The 17,587-nt window shown below is 69.5% G+C and carries 13 protein-coding genes; 5 read left to right on the plus strand and 8 right to left on the minus strand.

Going from position 1 to position 17,587, the window contains the following annotated elements; all coding sequences use genetic code 11:
* Positions 1-240 precede the first annotated feature (240 nt).
* Both POF73_RS21275 and POF73_RS21280 read left to right on the plus strand, forming a co-directional pair.
* Positions 241-1,455, plus strand: a complete 1,215-nt coding sequence (locus POF73_RS21275; protein WP_272117765.1) for a LacI family DNA-binding transcriptional regulator — start codon at positions 241-243, stop codon at positions 1,453-1,455.
* Positions 1,452-2,363 carry a carbohydrate kinase family protein gene (locus POF73_RS21280; RefSeq protein WP_272117767.1) on the plus strand — a complete coding sequence of 304 codons (912 nt, stop codon included), beginning with the start codon at positions 1,452-1,454 and terminating at the stop codon, positions 2,361-2,363. The genes POF73_RS21275 and POF73_RS21280 overlap by 4 nt, the downstream gene beginning before the upstream one ends.
* A gap of 156 nt (positions 2,364-2,519) precedes the next feature.
* Here POF73_RS21280 and uvrA read toward each other — a convergent pair whose 3' ends face one another.
* Positions 2,520-5,609: an excinuclease ABC subunit UvrA gene (gene uvrA / locus POF73_RS21285; RefSeq protein WP_272117769.1), complete on the minus strand. Its 3,090-nt coding sequence runs from the start codon at positions 5,607-5,609 to the stop codon at positions 2,520-2,522.
* Positions 5,610-5,859: 250 nt separating this feature from the next.
* Here uvrA and POF73_RS21290 point away from each other — a divergent pair, with 250 nt between their 5' ends.
* Positions 5,860-6,546 carry a maleylpyruvate isomerase family mycothiol-dependent enzyme gene (locus tag POF73_RS21290; protein WP_272117771.1) on the plus strand — a complete coding sequence of 229 codons (687 nt, stop codon included), beginning with the start codon at positions 5,860-5,862 and terminating at the stop codon, positions 6,544-6,546.
* A 45-nt stretch (positions 6,547-6,591) separates the two neighbouring features.
* Entirely contained in the window at positions 6,592-7,248 is a 657-nt protein-coding gene (locus POF73_RS21295; RefSeq protein ID WP_272117774.1) for an MBL fold metallo-hydrolase, read from the plus strand.
* 378 nt (positions 7,249-7,626) lie between these two features.
* Here POF73_RS21295 and aroQ read toward each other — a convergent pair whose 3' ends face one another.
* Positions 7,627-8,100 (minus strand): type II 3-dehydroquinate dehydratase, encoded by a 474-nt coding sequence (gene aroQ / locus POF73_RS21300; RefSeq protein WP_272117776.1) that lies wholly within the window; start codon positions 8,098-8,100, stop codon positions 7,627-7,629.
* A gap of 203 nt (positions 8,101-8,303) precedes the next feature.
* Between aroQ and POF73_RS21305 the strand changes: the two genes are divergently transcribed.
* On the plus strand, positions 8,304-9,575 hold the full coding sequence (locus POF73_RS21305; protein WP_272117778.1) for an MFS transporter: 1,272 nt from the start codon (positions 8,304-8,306) through the stop codon (positions 9,573-9,575).
* Between the two features lie 53 nt (positions 9,576-9,628).
* On the opposite strand, the gene POF73_RS21310 is transcribed toward POF73_RS21305, so the two are convergent.
* From POF73_RS21310 to uvrB, 6 genes are all read right to left on the minus strand, one after another.
* Entirely contained in the window at positions 9,629-10,729 is a 1,101-nt protein-coding gene (locus POF73_RS21310; protein WP_272117780.1) for a calcium:proton antiporter, read from the minus strand.
* A 115-nt stretch (positions 10,730-10,844) separates the two neighbouring features.
* Entirely contained in the window at positions 10,845-11,147 is a 303-nt protein-coding gene (locus tag POF73_RS21315; protein WP_272117782.1) for a hypothetical protein, read from the minus strand.
* 141 nt (positions 11,148-11,288) lie between these two features.
* Positions 11,289-12,290, minus strand: a complete 1,002-nt coding sequence (locus POF73_RS21320; protein WP_272117784.1) for a TerC/Alx family metal homeostasis membrane protein — start codon at positions 12,288-12,290, stop codon at positions 11,289-11,291.
* 223 nt (positions 12,291-12,513) lie between these two features.
* The gene (locus POF73_RS21325; RefSeq protein WP_272117786.1) at positions 12,514-14,589 is read right to left on the minus strand and encodes a TerD family protein; all 2,076 of its coding nucleotides are present in this window, start codon (positions 14,587-14,589) and stop codon (positions 12,514-12,516) included.
* A 63-nt stretch (positions 14,590-14,652) separates the two neighbouring features.
* Positions 14,653-15,231, minus strand: coding sequence for a TerD family protein (locus POF73_RS21330; protein ID WP_272117788.1), 579 nt, complete (start codon positions 15,229-15,231; stop codon positions 14,653-14,655).
* 196 nt (positions 15,232-15,427) lie between these two features.
* The gene (gene uvrB, locus POF73_RS21335; protein WP_272117790.1) at positions 15,428-17,557 is read right to left on the minus strand and encodes an excinuclease ABC subunit UvrB; all 2,130 of its coding nucleotides are present in this window, start codon (positions 17,555-17,557) and stop codon (positions 15,428-15,430) included.
* Positions 17,558-17,587: the final 30 nt, after the last annotated feature.

Below are 17,587 nucleotides of genomic sequence, written 5' to 3' on the forward strand. Positions count from 1 at the left end.
GATCAGGCCTCGGCCCTGCCGGCCACCACGTTCTGATCCCGTTACGGCTTGACGTGCCCCTCGGCGGGGTCACGCACCCCGTGACAGGTCGCACTGACGCACCCGGTGGCGAGCCGTGGCAGCGCGTAAACGCTTGCGCAAACGTTTACGTCCGACTCCGAATGAGATACGTTCCCGGCCGGAAGACCCGCCGCGCCCCAGGGAGGGACGCGGCGGAGGCGGAGCAGGGAGGGGATCCCGATGGCGACCATGGCCGACGTCGCGCGGAGTGCCGGCGTGTCCGTGGCGACCGTCTCGCATGTGCTGAACGGCACCCGGCCGGTGCTGCCTCACACCCGCCAGGCTGTGCTGGACGCCGTGGACGAGCTCGGCTACACGCCCAACACGCTCGCCCGTTCCCTGGTGACCTCGCGTACCCGATCGATAGGGCTCGCGGTGTCGGCGATCAGCAACCCGTACTTCACGGAGATCCTCCAGGGCGTCGAGGCCGCCGCCCTGGAACACGGCTACAGCCTGCTCATCGCCGACCCGCACGACGATCCGGCGCATGAACGCAAGGTCGTCCAGCTGCTGCACGAACGCCGGGTGGACGGCATGATCGTCGCGCCCTCCGCCGACCCGCGCGAACTGATCGCCTACCTCGGGCGCCACGACGTACCGACCGTCCTCCTCGATCGCGTGGTCGACACCTCGACGGACGGCTCGCCACGCTTCGACCAGGTCTGCGCCGACAGTGCCGAACCCGTGGCCCGGTTGGTCACCCATCTCGCCGGACTCGGCCACAGGCGGATCGCCCTGGTCGCGGGCCTGCCCGGACTCAGCACCACCAGCGAGCGGCTTGCGGGATACCGGGACGGTCTGGCTGCCGCCGGGCTCGCCCACGACGATCACCTCGTGGTGCACGGTGACTCCGAGTCGGCCGGCGCCGAACAGGCCACCGCCGCTCTGCTGGCACTCGCCGCACCGCCCACCGCCCTCGTCACCGCCAACAACACGATGACGATCGGAACCCTGCGCGCCCTGCGGGACCGCGGTATGTCGGTGCCCGACGACATCGCGCTGTGTTGCTTCGACGACTTCGCCTGGGCCGATCTGTTCTCCCCTCGGCTCACCGCGATAGCCCAGCCCAGCAGGGACATCGGTGCTCAGGCGGTCCGTGTGCTGCTGGACCGCCTCGCCACGCCTGACCGGCCCGCCCGGACCGTACGTCTCCCCTGCGCCTTCGTCCATCGCACGTCGTGCGGCTGCCCGGAAGAGCCACGGCATGGGGCGGCGGAACAGCCGCGTCATGGGACAGCGGAACAGCCGCGACCGTCGGGGAGATCCGAGAACCTCCGGACACCCGCGAGCCCGGAGACACTCGCGACGTCCGAGAAGGCCGAAGACACCACGAAGCCGCTGCCATCCGACAGCCCCGAACAGCCCCTGTCCTCCGTGAAAGGAACCGTCTCGTGATCGTCGTCGCCGGTGAGGCCCTGATCGACCTGGTACCGCAGGGCACGGGTGCCCTTGCGGACCTGAAGCCGGCGCTCGGCGGCGGCCCCTACAACACGGCCGTGGCCCTCGGCCGGCTCGGCTCCCCGGCCGCCTTCTGCTCCCGCATCTCCTACGACGCCTTCGGTGAGGCCCTGCTCGACGGGCTGCGGGAGGCCAAGGTGGACCTATCGGCCGTGCAGCGTGGCATGGAGCCGACCACGCTCGCGGTCGCCACCATCGACCAGAGCGGCTCGGCCGCCTACTCCTTCTACGTCGACGGCACCGCCGACCGGCTCTTCACGGCACCCCCGGAGCTGCCGGCGGCGGCCCGCGCGGTGTCCTTCGGCACCTGCTCGCTCGTCCTGGAACCGGGGGCGAGCGCCTACGAGGAGCTGATGCGGAGCGCGGCCGCGCAAGGCGTGTTCACCGCACTCGACCCGAACATCCGGGCCGGCCTGATCCCCGACCCGGACGGCTACCGGGCGCGGTTCAAGAGCTGGCTCCCGTCGGTGTCGCTGCTGAAGCTGTCCGAGGAGGACGCCCTGTGGCTGGGCGGCACGCCGCGCGAGTGGCTGGCCGCGGGACCTGCGGCCGTCGTGATCACTCAGGGCGGTGACGGGCTGACCGCCTTCACGCAGGACGGTGCGGTCCATGTCGTCCCAGGCGAGGAGGTCGACGTCGTGGACACGATCGGTGCGGGCGACACCGTGAACGCGGCCCTGCTGCACGGTCTGGCAGCCCAGGACGCCCTGTCCGCCGAGGCGCTCGTGGGACTCGGCGCCGAGGGCTGGACACGGCTGCTGCGGTTCGCGGCGCGGGCTGCCGCGATCACCTGCTCCCGGGCGGGCGCGGAGCCGCCGTACGCCTCCGAACTGGGGGATTTCTAGGAGGCGTTGCCTTTCCATTTCCACTGTTGAGGAGTCAAGGTCCGTCAGAGCCATCTGGATCGGGCTGCTGATGATCCAACGTGCGGCGCCCCACGGGGAGTTCCCGTGGGGCGCCGCATGTTTCAGGATTTGTTCGGACCTGGCGTCCGCCGGGCCTCAGGCCTTGCGGGGCTTCGTCGCCTTCTTGGCGGCCGTCGTCTTCTTCGCGGCCGAGGTCTTCTTCGCTGCTGTCGTCTTCGCGATCGCCGCCTTCTTCGTGGCCCCGGCCGCCTTGTCGGTGGCCTCGTTGTTGACCGTCTTCGTGGTCCTGGCCGTCGCTGTCCTCTTCGCCGTCGTCGCCGAGGCGACCGTCTTCCTGGCCGCCGCCTTGCGCGGGGCCTTCACCGAGGCCGCGTCGCTGATCCGGTCGGCGTCGAGGATCTCGCGCAGGAACTTGCCGGTGTGGCTGGCCGGCACCGCGGCGACCGCCTCGGGCGTGCCCTCGGCGATGACGAGGCCGCCGCCGGCGCCGCCCTCGGGTCCCATGTCCACGATCCAGTCGGCCGTCTTGATCACGTCGAGGTTGTGCTCGATGACGATGACCGTGTTGCCCTTGTCGACCAGGCCGGCGAGGACCTTCAGCAGCTTGCTGATGTCCTCGAAGTGCAGACCGGTGGTCGGCTCGTCGAGGACGTAGACCGTGCGGCCGGTGGAGCGCTTCTGCAGCTCGCTGGCGAGCTTGACGCGCTGGGCCTCACCGCCGGACAGGGTGGTCGCGGACTGGCCGAGCCGGACGTAACCGAGACCGACGTCGTTCAGCGTCCTGAGGTGGCGGTTGATCGCCGGGACGGCCTCGAAGAAGTCCATGGCTTCCTCGATCGGCATGTTCAGGACCTCGGAGATGGACTTGCCCTTGTAGTGGACCTCCAGGGTCTCCCGGTTGTACCGGGCGCCGTGGCAGACCTCGCACGGGACGTAGACGTCCGGGAGGAAGTTCATCTCGATCTTGATCGTGCCGTCGCCCGCGCAGTTCTCGCAGCGGCCGCCCTTGACGTTGAAGGAGAAGCGGCCCGGCATGTAGCCGCGGACCTTCGCCTCGGTGGTCTCGGCGAAGAGCTTGCGGATGTGGTCGAAGACGCCGGTGTAGGTCGCCGGGTTCGAGCGCGGGGTGCGGCCGATGGGCGACTGGTCGACGTGCACGACCTTGTCGACGAGGTCGTCGCCGTCCACGCGCGTGTGCCGCCCGGGGACGTTACGGGCGCCGTTGAGCTCGCGGGCCAGGTGCGTGTACAGGATGTCGTTGACCAGCGTCGACTTCCCGGAGCCGGACACGCCCGTGACGGCGGTGAACACGCCCAGCGGGAACGAGACGTCGATGTCCTGGAGGTTGTTCTCACGGGCGCCGTGGACCGTGAGCTGCCGGGACGGGTCGTGCGGGCGCCGGATGTCGGGCAGCGGGATCGACTTCTTGCCGGCCAGGTACTGACCGGTCTGCGACTCGCTGTTGGCGAGCAGTTCCTTCAGGGAGCCGCTGTGCACGACCTTGCCGCCGTGCTCACCGGCGCCGGGGCCGATGTCGACGACCCAGTCGGCGGTCTTGATGGTGTCCTCGTCGTGCTCGACGACGATGAGCGTGTTGCCCATGTCGCGCAGCCGGACGAGGGTCTCGATGAGCCGGTGGTTGTCACGCTGGTGCAGGCCGATCGACGGCTCGTCCAGGACGTAGAGCACGCCCACCAGTCCGGAGCCGATCTGGGTGGCCAGGCGGATGCGCTGGGCCTCGCCACCGGAGAGCGTGCCGGCGGCGCGGTTGAGCGAGAGATAGTCCAGGCCGACGTCGACCAGGAACCGCAGCCGCTCGTTTACCTCCTTCAGCACCCGCTCGGCGATCTTCTTGTCGCGGGCGTTGAGCTTCAGCTCGCCCAGGAACTCCGCGCAGTCGCTGATGGACATCGCGGAGACCTCGGCGATCGACTTCCCCATGATCGTGACCGCGAGGACGATCGGCTTCAGACGCGTGCCCTCACAGGTGGGGCAGGGCACCTCGCGCATATAGCCCTCGAAGCGCTCGCGGCTGGCGTCGCTCTCGGCCTCGCTGTGCCGGCGCTTGACGAAGGGGACCGCCCCTTCGAACGGCGTCGTGTAGACACGCTCGCGGCCGTAGCGGTTCCGGTAACGGACCTCGATCTGCGTCTTGTGGCCGTGCAGGAGCGCCTTCCTGGCCCGCTGCGGCAGGCCCGCGAAGGGGATGTCCGTCCGGAAGCCCAGGGCGTCCGCGAGGGCGCCGATCAGGCGGCCGAAGTAGTCCTTGGTGTGGCCGTGCGACCAGGGGTGGATGGCGCCCTCGTCGAGGGACTTGTCCTCGTCCGGGACGATCAGCTCGGGGTCGACCTCCATGCGCGTGCCGATACCGGTGCACTCGGGGCAGGCACCGAACGGCGAGTTGAAGGAGAAGGAGCGCGGCTCCAGCTCCTCGAAGGAGAGGTCGTCGTACGGGCAGTAAAGGTGCTCCGAGTACATGCGCTCGCGCTCGGGGTCGTCCTCGGGGAGGTCGACGAAGTCGAGCACGACCATGCCGCCGGACAGGCCGAGGGCCGTCTCCACGGAGTCGGTGAGCCGGCGCTTGGCGGAGTCCTTCACCGTGAGGCGGTCGATGACCACCTCGATGGTGTGCTTCTCCTGCTTCTTCAGCGTGGGCGGGTTGGACAGCTGGATGGTCTCGCCGTCCACGCGCGCGCGGCTGTAACCCTTGGTCTGGAGATCGGCGAACAGGTCGACGAACTCGCCCTTGCGCTCCCGCACCAGCGGCGACAGCACCTGGAAGCGGCTCCCCTCCGGCAGCTCCAGGACCTTGTCGACGATGGCCTGCGGCGACTGGCGCGAGATCGGGCGGCCGCACTCGGGGCAGTGCGGCTTGCCGATGCGCGCGAAGAGCAGACGCAGATAGTCGTAGACCTCGGTGATGGTGCCGACCGTCGAGCGCGGGTTGCGCGAGGTCGACTTCTGGTCGATGGAGACCGCCGGGGACAGGCCCTCGATGAAGTCGACGTCCGGCTTGTCCATCTGGCCGAGGAACTGCCGGGCGTACGACGACAGCGACTCCACGTAGCGCCGCTGCCCTTCGGCGAAGATGGTGTCGAAGGCCAGCGAGGACTTGCCCGACCCCGACAGGCCCGTGAAGACGATGAGCGAGTCGCGCGGCAGGTCGAGCGAGACATTCTTCAGATTGTGCTCGCGCGCGCCACGGACGATGAGACGGTCGGCCACGCCGGTCCGCACCTTTCTTGAGAGAAGTGACAGGGGGCGAGGCCCCCGTGTGTTCTCGGCTTCGAGGCCCCCGTGCTTCCTCAGACTAGGGGGAGCCACTGACAACGCCGGTCGGATTCCCGGATGCGACAACAATCCCGGGGCATCCAGCATGCCCGACGTCACGACCGACCCTATAGCACGCGCATTCGATTTACGGCACCCGTTCACCACCTTCACCCAAAGGTGTGGCGGGGATAGTGTCAGCACCATGATTGATCACGCTCGTGACCTGGTGTCTGTACGTGAAGCGACCGAACGGCTGCTCACCGCAGCGGCCAAGCTGGACAACGCGTCGGTGCCCGAGCCGTCACGGCTCCCCGGCTGGAGCCGCGGTCATGTCCTCGCGCACATCGCCCGCAACGCGGACGCCCTCGTGAACGTCCTCGAAGGGCGCCCCATGTACGTCTCCGCCACCGCCCGGGACGCCGACATCGAGCGGGATGCCCCGCGCCCTCTCGACGTCCAGCTCACCGACGTACGCGAGAGCGGCGTCCGCTTCCAGGAGACAGGAGCGGTACCCGCGGACTGGTCGCGCACGGTCGAGCTGCGCAACGGGGTCACCGATGCCGCGGCCCGGGTGCCGTTCCGGCGGTGGGTCGAGGTGGAACTGCACCACGTGGATCTCGGGATCGGGTACGAGCTGGAGGATCTGCCGGCCGAGTTCGTGCAGCGGGAGATCGACTTCCTCGCGGAGCGGTTCGCCGGGCACCCGGAGGTGCCGCCGACCCGTCTCACGGACGGCACGCGCGCGTGGAGCACGGGCCGGGAGGCGGACGCGCCCGAGGTCACCGTCACGGGCTCCGCACCCGACCTGCTCGGCTGGCTCGCCGGACGCCGCGACGGGGCCGGGCTGGCCGTGTCGGGCGGCACGCTCCCGTCGCTTCCCCCGCTGTAGCGCCGGGTCGGGCCGTCGACCGCCCTGCCGCTATAGGCTGCCGCCATGACGTACAGCGGACAGGTGACGGTCGGTGGCCCCGCCGACGTGCACGAGCTCAAGGACCTGATGATCACCAAGATCGCGGTCGGCCCGATGGACAACAACGCCTATCTGCTGCGCTGCCGGGCCACGGACGAGCAGCTGCTGATCGACGCCGCCAACGACGCGGACGCGCTGCTCGGCATGATCGGTGACGACGGCATCGCGTCCGTCGTCACCACGCACCAGCACGGCGACCACTGGCAGGCGCTCGCCGCGGTCGTCGCCGCCACCGGCGCGCGCACCTACGCCGGCCGGGACGACGCCGACGGCATCCCGGTGCCGACTGACGTACTGGTCGACGACGGCGACACCATCCGAGTCGGGCGCGTGGAGCTCACCGCGCGCCATCTGGTCGGGCACACGCCTGGTTCGATCGCCCTCGTCTACGACGACCCGCACGGGCATCCTCATGTGTTCACCGGGGACTGCCTGTTCCCGGGCGGCGTGGGCAACACCCGTAAGGATCCGAAGGCGTTCGCCAGCCTGATCCATGACGTCGAGACGAAGATCTTCGACGTGCTGCCGGACGAGACCTGGGTCTACCCGGGACACGGCAACGACACGACGCTGGGCGCGGAACGGCCCCAGCTGCCTGAGTGGCACGCGCGGGGCTGGTGAGCGCGGGGGCGGTGAGCGCGGGGCGGGGCTCGGTGAGCGCAGGCTGTCGGTGGGCGAATGCCGGGCGCGCACGTCCAACCCGCACCGCGTACTCCTCGCGCACGCGCCCCGTGTGAACCTTTCACACGCGCTGGTGCCATGCACGCGCTCCCGGCGCGCGTTGTTGCGCAGTCAACTGGAAGCAGCCCCGCACAGGATGACGGCTCCTGAGCGGTAAGGGCCGCCGGTCTTTCAACCCCGCCCTCGACCGGCGGCCCCGGCGATCAACCGTGGCCCGACCAGGTTCTGCAGGTCTTCGGATGGTGGAGGCGGGTGGTTTGTAAGGACCGCCCGCCATGGCCGACGGTCCTTACAAACCACCCGCCTCACCCGTCAGGGTCACGTGTCCGCCCGTCCCGCCCCCGCCAGCGCCGCGACCCGCTCCACCCCGAACACGTACCCCTGTACACCGCATCCCGCGATCACGCCGTCGGCGCGCAGGGAGACGTACGAGTGGTGCCGGAAGGACTCGCGCTTGTGAATGTTGGAGATGTGGACCTCCAACACCGGAAGGCCGTCACAGGTGTTGAGCGCATCCAGGATCGCCACGGAGGTGTGCGAGTAGGCGCCGGGGTTGATCACGATCCCGCAGTGGTTCAGCCGTGCCTCGTGGATCCAGTCGACCAGCTCGCCCTCGTGGTTGGACTGCCGGAAGTCGATCGTGCCGCCGTGCACGGCCGCCGCCTTGGCACACAGGGCCTCGACGTCGGCCAGGGTCTCGGAGCCGTAGATCTCCGGCTGGCGCTGACCGAGCAGGTTCAGGTTGGGGCCGTTGAGGATCATGATCGGGGCGTTGGCCAGGGTGCGGGGCACGGTTCCTCCGGTCCGTTCGGGGGGCGGTCCGTCAGAGACCGCTGCTCAGACCCCGGTTTATCACGGTGCGTCGAGGGCCCGGCCCGGCGCATCACGGTCACGTACTGACGAGGCCCCGGCGCGCCCGTACGCCCCCGTAACTCGCGATCACCGTGGGTAGTTGACGCAGCATGCACGACGTACGCACCGTAAGGGCGCCTTCCATGCTGCGGCTCGCGGCCGCCTCGCTCGCCGGCACGGCCATCGAGTTCTACGACTTCTTCGTCTACGGGACCGCTGCGGCGCTGGTCCTGGGGCCGCTGTTCTTCCCCACGTTCTCACCGGTGGCGGGAACCCTGGCCGCCTTCGCCACGTTCGGCGTGGGTTTTGTGGCGCGGCCACTGGGGTCGGTGCTGTTCGGGCACATCGGAGACCGGCATGGACGCCGTCCGGTCCTCGTCGCCTCGCTCCTGCTGACCGGCGCCTCCACGGTCGCGGTCGGCTGCGTCCCGACGTACGACACCATCGGTGTGCTCGCTCCCCTGCTGCTGCTCCTGCTGCGCTTTCTGCAGGGGCTCGGCCTCGGCGGTGAGTGGGGCGGGGCCGTGCTGCTGACCGTGGAGCATGCGCCGGTCGAGCGCCGCGGTCTGTGGTCGAGCTTTCCGCAGGTCGGGCCCGCACTCGGCTTTCTGCTCGCCAACGGGGTGGTGCTTGGGCTGTCGGCGACGCTGTCCGAGGCGCAGTTCGCCGCGTGGGGCTGGCGCGTGCCGTTCTGGGCGGCGGGAGTGCTGGCCGCGGTGGGGCTGTGGTTGCGGTCGTCACTCGCCGAGAGCCCCCGGTTCCTCGAAATCGACGACCACGCGCGCGTGCCGCTCGCCGAGGTCGTCCGCGACCACTGGCGGCTCGTGCTGTTGACGGCCGGGGCGCTGTCGATCGGATACGCGATCTTCTACGCCGTGACGACCTGGTCGCTCGCGTACGGCACCGAACGGCTCGGTGTGAGCCGCGACGTCATGCTGATCTGCATCATGGGCGCGGTGGTGGTGAAGGGCGCGCTCACCCCGCCGGTGGCGATGCTCGGCGACCGGTACGGGAGGCGGCCCCTGTGCCTGATCGGATGCGCTGCCTCAGCGCTGTGGATGTTCCCGATGGTCGCGCTTCTCGCGACGGGCGCGCCGCTGCCGATGTTCCTGGGCTTCGTGGGGGCGATGATCTCGTTCATCACGATGTTCGCCGTCATCGCCGCGTATTTGCCGGAGCTGTACGAGCCCCGGGTGCGTTGCACGGGTGCCGCGGTGGGCTACAACCTCGGCGGCGTTCTCGGGGGCGCGGTTACGCCGATCGCGGCGACGGCACTCGCCGAGCAGGGCGGTCGGGTGCCCTGGGGCGTGGGGGCGTACATGACAGGGGTCGCGCTGCTCAGCCTGGGGTGTTTCGCGCTGCTGCCCGAGACGCGTCCGGCGCCCGCGGTGGCGGCGGAGCCCGCCACCGGGTGACGGGCTCCGGGACACGGCGGCGCGAAGAACCTTCGACCACGGGACACGGCGGGCTACGGGTTGATCGCGAGCTCCAGATACGCCGCGAACAACACCAGATGGACGCCGCCCTGCAGCGGCGTCGCCCGCCCCGGCACCACCGTCAGCGAGCTCACCACCACCGTCAGGGCGAGCAGCACCATGTGGGTGGGGCCGAGGCCGAGGACGAGCGGTCCCGAGAGCCAGATCGAGGCCAGGGCGACGGCGGGGATGGTCAGGCCGATGCTGGCCATCGCCGAGCCGAGCGCGAGGTTCAGGCTGGTCTGCACGCGGTCACGGCGGGCGGAGCGCAGGGCGGCGATCGTCTCGGGGAGCAGCACCAGCAGGGCGATGACCACGCCGACGACGGCCTGATGCAGGCCGGCGGCCTCGACACCGGACTCGATGGTGGGCGACACCCCCTTGGCCAGACCGACCACGCCGATCAGGGCCAGGCTCAGCAGTCCCAGGCTGATCCATGCGGTACGGGCGGAGGGTGCGTCGGCGTGGTCGTCCGCGGTGATCACCTCGCCCTGCCGGGTGATGGGGAGGAAGTAGTCACGGTGGCGTACGGTCTGCGTCGCCACGAACAGGCCGTACAGGATCAGCGAGGAGAGCGCGGCGAACGTCAGCTGCACGCTGGAGAACTCCGGGCCGGGCTTGCTCGTGGTGAACGTCGGCAGCACCAGGCTGAGGGTGGCGAGGGTCGCGACGGTCGCGAGCGCGGCTCCGGTGCCCTCGGGGTTGAAGACCGCGGTGCGGTGCCGCAGCGAGGCGACCAGCAGGCACAGGCCGACGATGCCGTTGCAGGTGATCATCACCGCCGCGAAGACGGTGTCCCGGGCGAGGGTGGAGCTCTTGTCGCCGCCGTCGACCATCAGGGTCACGATCAGGGCGACCTCGATGATCGTGACGGCGATGGCGAGGACGAGTGAGCCGAAGGGCTCGCCGACCCGGTGCGCGACCACTTCGGCGTGGTGCACGGCGGCCAGGACGGCACCGGCGAGGATCAGCGTCACCAGCGCGACAAGCACGCCGGGCAGGTCCCGTCCCCAGGTGAAGGCCAGCAGGACGACCGCGAGCACCGGCACGAGGTACGTCCACCCGGTTGTGAGCGACCTGAGCCGATCGATCATGGAGCGATCGTCGCAGAGGCCCTGCGGGTTCGCATTCCGGCCCTTGGGGTGGTCAGCGCGGTTGTCAGGCGGCCCCGCGCCCTCCGGATGCGGGGCCCCTGTGGGTCGTATGTCGCTACGCGAAATCGGTCATCTCCTGTACGTCGCAGTCCGTGAAGGACGGCGGCCTGGTGCACAGCGCGGCCATCTGCTCCGCGAACTTCGTCGTCTCGGGGTCGTCGCTGTTGCGCATGGCGTCCTCGTAGGAGTCGAACTCGATCACTACGAGGTAGCGGTTGGCCTCGCTCCGGTCCTTGAGGACGAGACGGCGTGTGGGGCCGCCGCTGCGGCCCGCCAGGCTCTGTTCGGTCTCGTGGGCCAGTTCCCGCATCTCGTCGATGCGCTCGGTCTCGAAGTCGATGATCTGCACGAATTTCATGGGTGCGTCCACAGGTGCCTCCACCCCCGGCCGTGGTGTCCCCGGCCGGGGACACCCAGCACCCAACGAAGCACCGGGGGTGGTGCTCGGCAATCGGCTGGGCACCACCCCCGGTGTTGGTTCTTCCTACGCCCGACGTGGTCAGACGTCGATGCTGTCCTTCGGAGCGCTTTCGCTGCCCTCCTGCGCCGCCTCGGCCGCCGCCTGCTTCTTGGAGGCCCGCAGGCTGGTGATCGTGGTGACGATCAGGACCGAGCAGATCACGCCGAGCGAGACCGGAATGCTGATCTCGGGGACGTGGACGCCGGACTCGTGCAGCGCGTGCAGCACCAGCTTCACGCCGATGAATCCGAGGATGATCGACAGGCCGTAGCTGAGGTGGACCAGCTTCTTCAGCAGACCGCCGATCAGGAAGTACAGCTGCCGCAGACCCATCAGCGCGAAGGCGTTGGCCGTGAACACGATGTACGGGTCCTGCGTCAGGCCAAAGATCGCCGGGATGGAGTCCAGGGCGAAGAGCACGTCCGTCGTGCCGATCGCGAGCATCACGACCAGCATCGGGGTCATGACCCGCTTGCCGTTCTCCTGGATCCACAGCTTGGTGCCGTGGTAGCGGTCGGCCACACCGAACCTGCGCTCGGCTGCCTTCAGCAGCTTGTTCTCCTCGAACTCCTCGTCGTCCTCGTCGGCCCGGGCCTCCTGAATGAGCTTCCAGGCGGTCCAGATGAGGAAGGCGCCGAAGAGGTAGAACACCCACGAGAAGCTGGCGAGGATCGCGGCACCCGCGGCGATGAAGATGGCTCGCAGCACCAGGGCTATGAGGACACCCACCAGCAGCACTCGCTGCTGGTACTGGGTCGGCACCGCGAACTTCGCCATGATCAGGACGAAGACGAAGAGGTTGTCGACGCTCAGTGACTTCTCGGTGATGAAGCCCGCGAAGAACTCGCCGGCGGGCTGTCCGCCGCCGAAGATCAACAGGCCGAACCCGAAGAGGGCGGCCAGGGCGATCCAGACGACCGTCCAGATTCCGGCTTCCTTGATCGACACGTCATGCGGCTTGCGGCCGATGAAGAAGTCAACGGCGATCAGGGCGGCAAGGCCCACGATGGTCAGGACCCATAGGGTCGTCGAAACTTCCACTGCGCCTCCGGCAGTCGTAACGGCAAATGTCAGCGTCGTCGCGCGCCGGAGGTCTCTTCCACCCACGATGGGCCGACGCCCCGGGATCTGGCCTGATCCGTATTGACGGGTACGTCGCAGCAGACAGGGAGTACTCCCCTCCGTGGGAAGAAGACTACCCAATCACCAAGGAAAGGTAAAGTGCTTGGCAAAAGAAACGCCAAGTGTGCTGGTCAGGGGCTCTTTACCGGAACTTGGCCCGAGCTTCGGCGACCTGCGCGAGCACCTGCTGGAGCACCTGGCTGCCGGCCGGCACGAGCGGCGGCTCGTAGGTCCAGGCGTGCCCCACCCACGGGTCGGCGAGATGGTCGTCCGGCACAGGTGTCAGTCGCATCAGCGAACGCCACAGCGGGTCGAGCAACGGGCCGTAGCCGGCGGCCTCCTCGCGGTCCGCGACCATCATCAGGTGGACGCCGACGACGGGTCCCTCGTCCGCCAGGTAGCGCAGCTGGTTCACGGCGCGGTCGTCGAAGCCGTGCGGGAAGTCGTTGACGATCAGCAGTTGCTGGGAGGTGTCGAACCCGGGCGGCAGGGAGTCGGGTGCACCGGCGCGCACCGCCATCTGCACCAGATCGACGCGCTGGGTGAGCCGCGCGAGAACGTCCGCGACACCGGCCGCGCCCGCCGCGGGCGGGGCGGCGAGCACACCGGTCTGCACCAGGGGTGCGAGGGCCTGTGCGCCCGAACCGGCCGGATCTATGACGTGCACGGTGAACTCGCCCGCCGGGTAGACCGCAAGCAGCCTTGCCGCGTGCGCCACCGCCGTATCCATGGCGAGACGCCGCAGGTCATGGGCATCCGTGAAGGAGCCGTCTAGCGACCCGCCGCGTCCGCTGTCGATCCACAGGCCGCGTTCCAGAGGCAGCCGGACCAGCATCGGGATGCGCAGATCAGCGCTCTCGGGCAGATGGAGATCGCCCAGGCGCAGGGCCATGGGGATCTCCATCGGTACGCGGTAACCGTGCCAGGCCGGGTTGTCCCAGCGCGCGTACGCGGGCGGCAGCGCCGGTTCGACGACGTCGGACTCCGCGGTGAGCTGAGCGATGTCCCGGTCGAGCGCGGCCCTGGCCTGATTGACGAGCTGGGAGTGCTTGGCCTGGGCCGCCTCGCGTGCGGCGTCGCCCTGTCCGCCGATCCGGCTGCGCGGGTCCGACAGAACCTGGTCGAGCTCCTTCTCCATGCGCGAGTCGGCGAAGTCGACCGCGCTGCGGTAGGCGGCGGTCGTACGGGCCAGGTCCTCGAACATGCCCCACACCTGGTTGTAGAGCCGCTCGTCCATGGACCAGCCGGTGGCATCGCCCGCGACGGGCTGCGCAGGCTGTCCGGGCTCGGCCGGGGGCGCGGTCGGCGGGGGCGGCGGCGGAGCAGCGCTCTGACGGCGCGGGTGGCTGTAGTCGATCGGGCCGCCGGACGTGGAGGGGGACGCCTGGGCGGGGTCTCCGGCTCCGGTTCCGCCCTGGTACGGCGACTGCGGCGCGGGCTGACCCGGTGTGCCCGGCGCCTGGGCGCCGTACGGGGAATTCGGCGGCGTCGGCTGCCCGGCCAGGCCGGGCGGCTGGGTGCCGTAGGGCGACGTCGGCTGGGGCGGAGCCGGGTCGGGGACGCTCTGGGATGCGGGGCCGCCCTGGTCCGGGCCGAGCGCGGGTGCGGCCGCCTGTCGGGAGCGGTCGCCGTCCGCCCGTGGCGGAGGTGCCGGCACGGAGCGGGCCACGCCCTGGGCCACCGCGTCGTTGATGCCGTCCGCGAGTTGGTGGGCCTGGGACAGGCCCTGGTCGGTGAAGAGGTCGGCGAGGCCACCGGCGTAGCCCTGACCGATCGCGCGCACCTTCCAGGCGCCCTGGCGGCGGTAGAGCTCCAGGGCGACCACGGCGGACTCGGCCTCCAGGCCGGTGACGCTGTAGCTCGCGATCTCGGCGCCGTCGAGGCCGGTGACCGCGACGAAGGGGGTCGGGACGGCGCCGAAACGGGTCGGGCCGCCGACGCCGGTCGGCAGGGCGAGCAGCACACTGACGCGGTGGACGGCTTCCGGCATGGCGTCCAGGTCCACCGCGAGGCGATGGTCGGCGGCCGCCTGCCGGGAGACCTCAAGGCCGGGCAGGGTGGGGGCGCCGGGGTGGGCCACCCATTCGACGCCGTGGATCTTCCCCTGCTCGTCGCCGAGCGTGGCCGCAGCCACGATCGGTATGCCGGCCGAGACCCTGATCTCCAGACGGACCTGGGAGAGCGGGTGGTTCTGCCCCCGCACCAGCTCGGCCGTCATGCCTTCGTCCCCCTGTTGTCGCTTGTCGTGTCGTGTGCCGCTCGCCGGGCGGCCTGGCAGGTCCTACAGGTGCGGCAGGATCGACGGCATCAGGTCCTGGAAGGTGCGGCCGTTGGCCGGGGTACCGAGGGCCGTCATCGTCCAGCCCGGGCCCGAGCGGTGCACCTTCGCCATGATCTGGGCCGTGTAGGCGCCGCCACCGGCGAGGGTGTAGCGCGCGAGCTCCTGGCCGTTGGTCTCGTCGACCAGGCGGCAGAAGGCGTTCTCCACCTCCTGGAAGGTCTGGCCCGTGAAGGAGTTCACGGTGAAGACGATCTGGTCGATGTGGACCGGGATGCGCGCGAGGTCGACGAGGATCGCCTCGTCGTCGCCGCCCTGGCCGACACCGCCGACGAGGTTGTCACCGGTGTGGCGCACCGAGCCGTCGTCGCTCACCAGGTGGCGGAAGAAGACGACGTCGACCGGCTGCTTGTCCGCGAAGAGGACGGCGGAGGCGTCGAGGTCGACCTCCCGCGTACGCGAGCCGAACAGGCCGCGCCGGGGAGCCGCCTGCCAGCCGAGACCCATGCGCACCGCGGTCAGGCTGCCCCCGTCGTTCTTCTGCAGACTGATGGCCTGACCCTTGGTCATGTTGACGGTCACGTGCTGATTCCCCTCTCGAACTGTCCCCTGTTGGCCGCGGGCTCCGCGGATGACCAAAACCCTACGCAGGGGCACTGACAGTGCCGTACCCCGGTCCGCACTTTGTGTCGGTCTTGCAACACAGCGCGTGCTCGGACGGGCTTCGAAGCCGTGCGGGGGCGCCGGTTCCTGGGAGTGGACCGGCGCCCATGGCCTGTCAGGCCAGGCCCGCCTCCTTCATCTGGCGAAGTTCCTTCTTCATTTCGGCCACCTCGTCGCGCAGCCGGGCCGCGATCTCGAACTGCAGATCCGCGGCGGCGGCGCGCATACGCTCCGTCAACTCCTCGATCTGCTCGGCGAGATCGGCCGCCGGCCGGTCGGTCGGTACCGTCTCCTTCGCCTTGCCCTTGGCGGACTTGGCCGCCTTGTCGCCGAGGGAGGGCACGGGCGCCTTGGTGCCGCGGCCGTCCTTCTTGGCGCGGTAGCCCGTGCCGAGCAGCTGCTCGGTGTCGACGTCCTCGCGGGCGATCTGCGCGACGATGTCGTTGATCTTCTTGCGCAGCGGCTGCGGGTCGATGCCTTTCGCCTTGTTGTACGCGACCTGCTTCTCCCGGCGGCGGTTGGTCTCGTCGATGGCCTTCTCCATCGCCGGGGTGATCTTGTCGGCGTACATATGGACCTGGCCGGAGACGTTACGTGCCGCACGGCCGATGGTCTGGATGAGGGACGTGCCCGAGCGCAGGAAGCCCTCCTTGTCGGCGTCCAGGATCGCCACCAGGGACACCTCGGGGAGGTCGAGGCCCTCACGGAGGAGGTTGATGCCGACGAGGACGTCGAACTCGCCGGCGCGCAGCTCGCGCAGCAGCTCGACACGGCGGAGGGTGTCGACGTCGCTGTGGAGATAGCGCACGTGGATGCCGAGCTCCAGGAAGTAGTCCGTGAGGTCCTCGGCCATCTTCTTGGTGAGGGTGGTGACCAGGACGCGCTCGTCCTTCTCCACGCGCTCCCGGATCTCGTGCACCAGGTCGTCGATCTGGCCCTCGGTGGGCTTGACGACGACCTCCGGGTCGACGAGGCCGGTGGGGCGGATGATCTGCTCGACCTGGCCGTCCCCGCGGGAGAGCTCGTAGTTGCCGGGGGTGGCGGACAGGTAGACGGTCTGCCCGATGCGTCCCTGGAACTCTTCCCACTTCAGGGGGCGGTTGTCGAGGGCGGAGGGCAGGCGGAAGCCGTGGTCGACCAGGGTGCGCTTGCGGGAGGCGTCACCCTCGTACATGGCCCCGATCTGCGGCACCGTCACATGCGACTCGTCGATGACGAGCAGGAAGTCCTCCGGGAAGTAGTCCAGCAGGGTGTTCGGCGCGGAGCCGGGCGAGCGGCCGTCGAAGTGCATCGAGTAGTTCTCGACGCCGGAGCAGGAGCCGATCTGGCGGAGCATCTCCAGGTCGTACGTCGTACGCATGCGCAGGCGCTGGGCCTCCAGGAGCTTGCCCTGCTTCTCCAGTTCGGCGAGGCGCTCCCCCAGCTCCTTCTCGATGTCGTTGACGGCCCGCTCCATGCGCTCCGGGCCCGCCACGTAGTGGGAGGCCGGGAACACGTACAGCTGCTCGTCGTCACTGATGATCTCGCCGGTCAGCGGGTGCAGTGTGGACAGTGCCTCGATCTCGTCGCCGAACATCTCGATGCGGACGGCGAGCTCCTCGTAGACCGGGAAGATCTCGATGGTGTCGCCACGCACCCGGAAGGTGCCGCGGGAGAAGGCGAGGTCGTTGCGGGTGTACTGGATGTCCACGAAACGGCGCAGCAGTTGGTCCCGGTCGATCTCGTCGCCGACCTTGAGGGGGACCATGCGGTCCACGTACTCCTGGGGAGTGCCGAGGCCGTAGATGCAGGAGACCGAGGCGACCACGACGACGTCGCGGCGGGTGAGCAGCGAGTTGGTCGCGGAATGGCGCAGTCGCTCGACCTCCTCGTTGATCGAGGAGTCCTTCTCGATGTAGGTGTCCGACTGCGGGACGTAGGCCTCGGGCTGGTAGTAGTCGTAGTACGAGACGAAGTACTCGACGGCGTTGTTCGGCAGGAGCTCGCGGAATTCGTTCGCCAGCTGAGCGGCCAGCGTCTTGTTCGGCGCCATCACCAGGGTGGGGCGCTGGAGCTTCTCGATCATCCACGCAGTGGTGGCGGACTTGCCTGTGCCGGTCGCGCCGAGCAGGACGACGTCCTTCTCGCCGGACTCGATTCGCCGGGCGAGCTCGGCGATGGCCTGCGGCTGGTCGCCGCTGGGCTGGTAGGGGCTGACGACCTCGAAGGGCGCCACCGTGCGTTCGATGCTGGAAACGGGCCGCATGGAATCCACCGTACGACCCGCCACTGACAA

The sequence above is a fragment of the Streptomyces sp. HD genome, assembly GCF_028369295.1.
GTDB lineage: Bacteria > Actinomycetota > Actinomycetes > Streptomycetales > Streptomycetaceae > Streptomyces.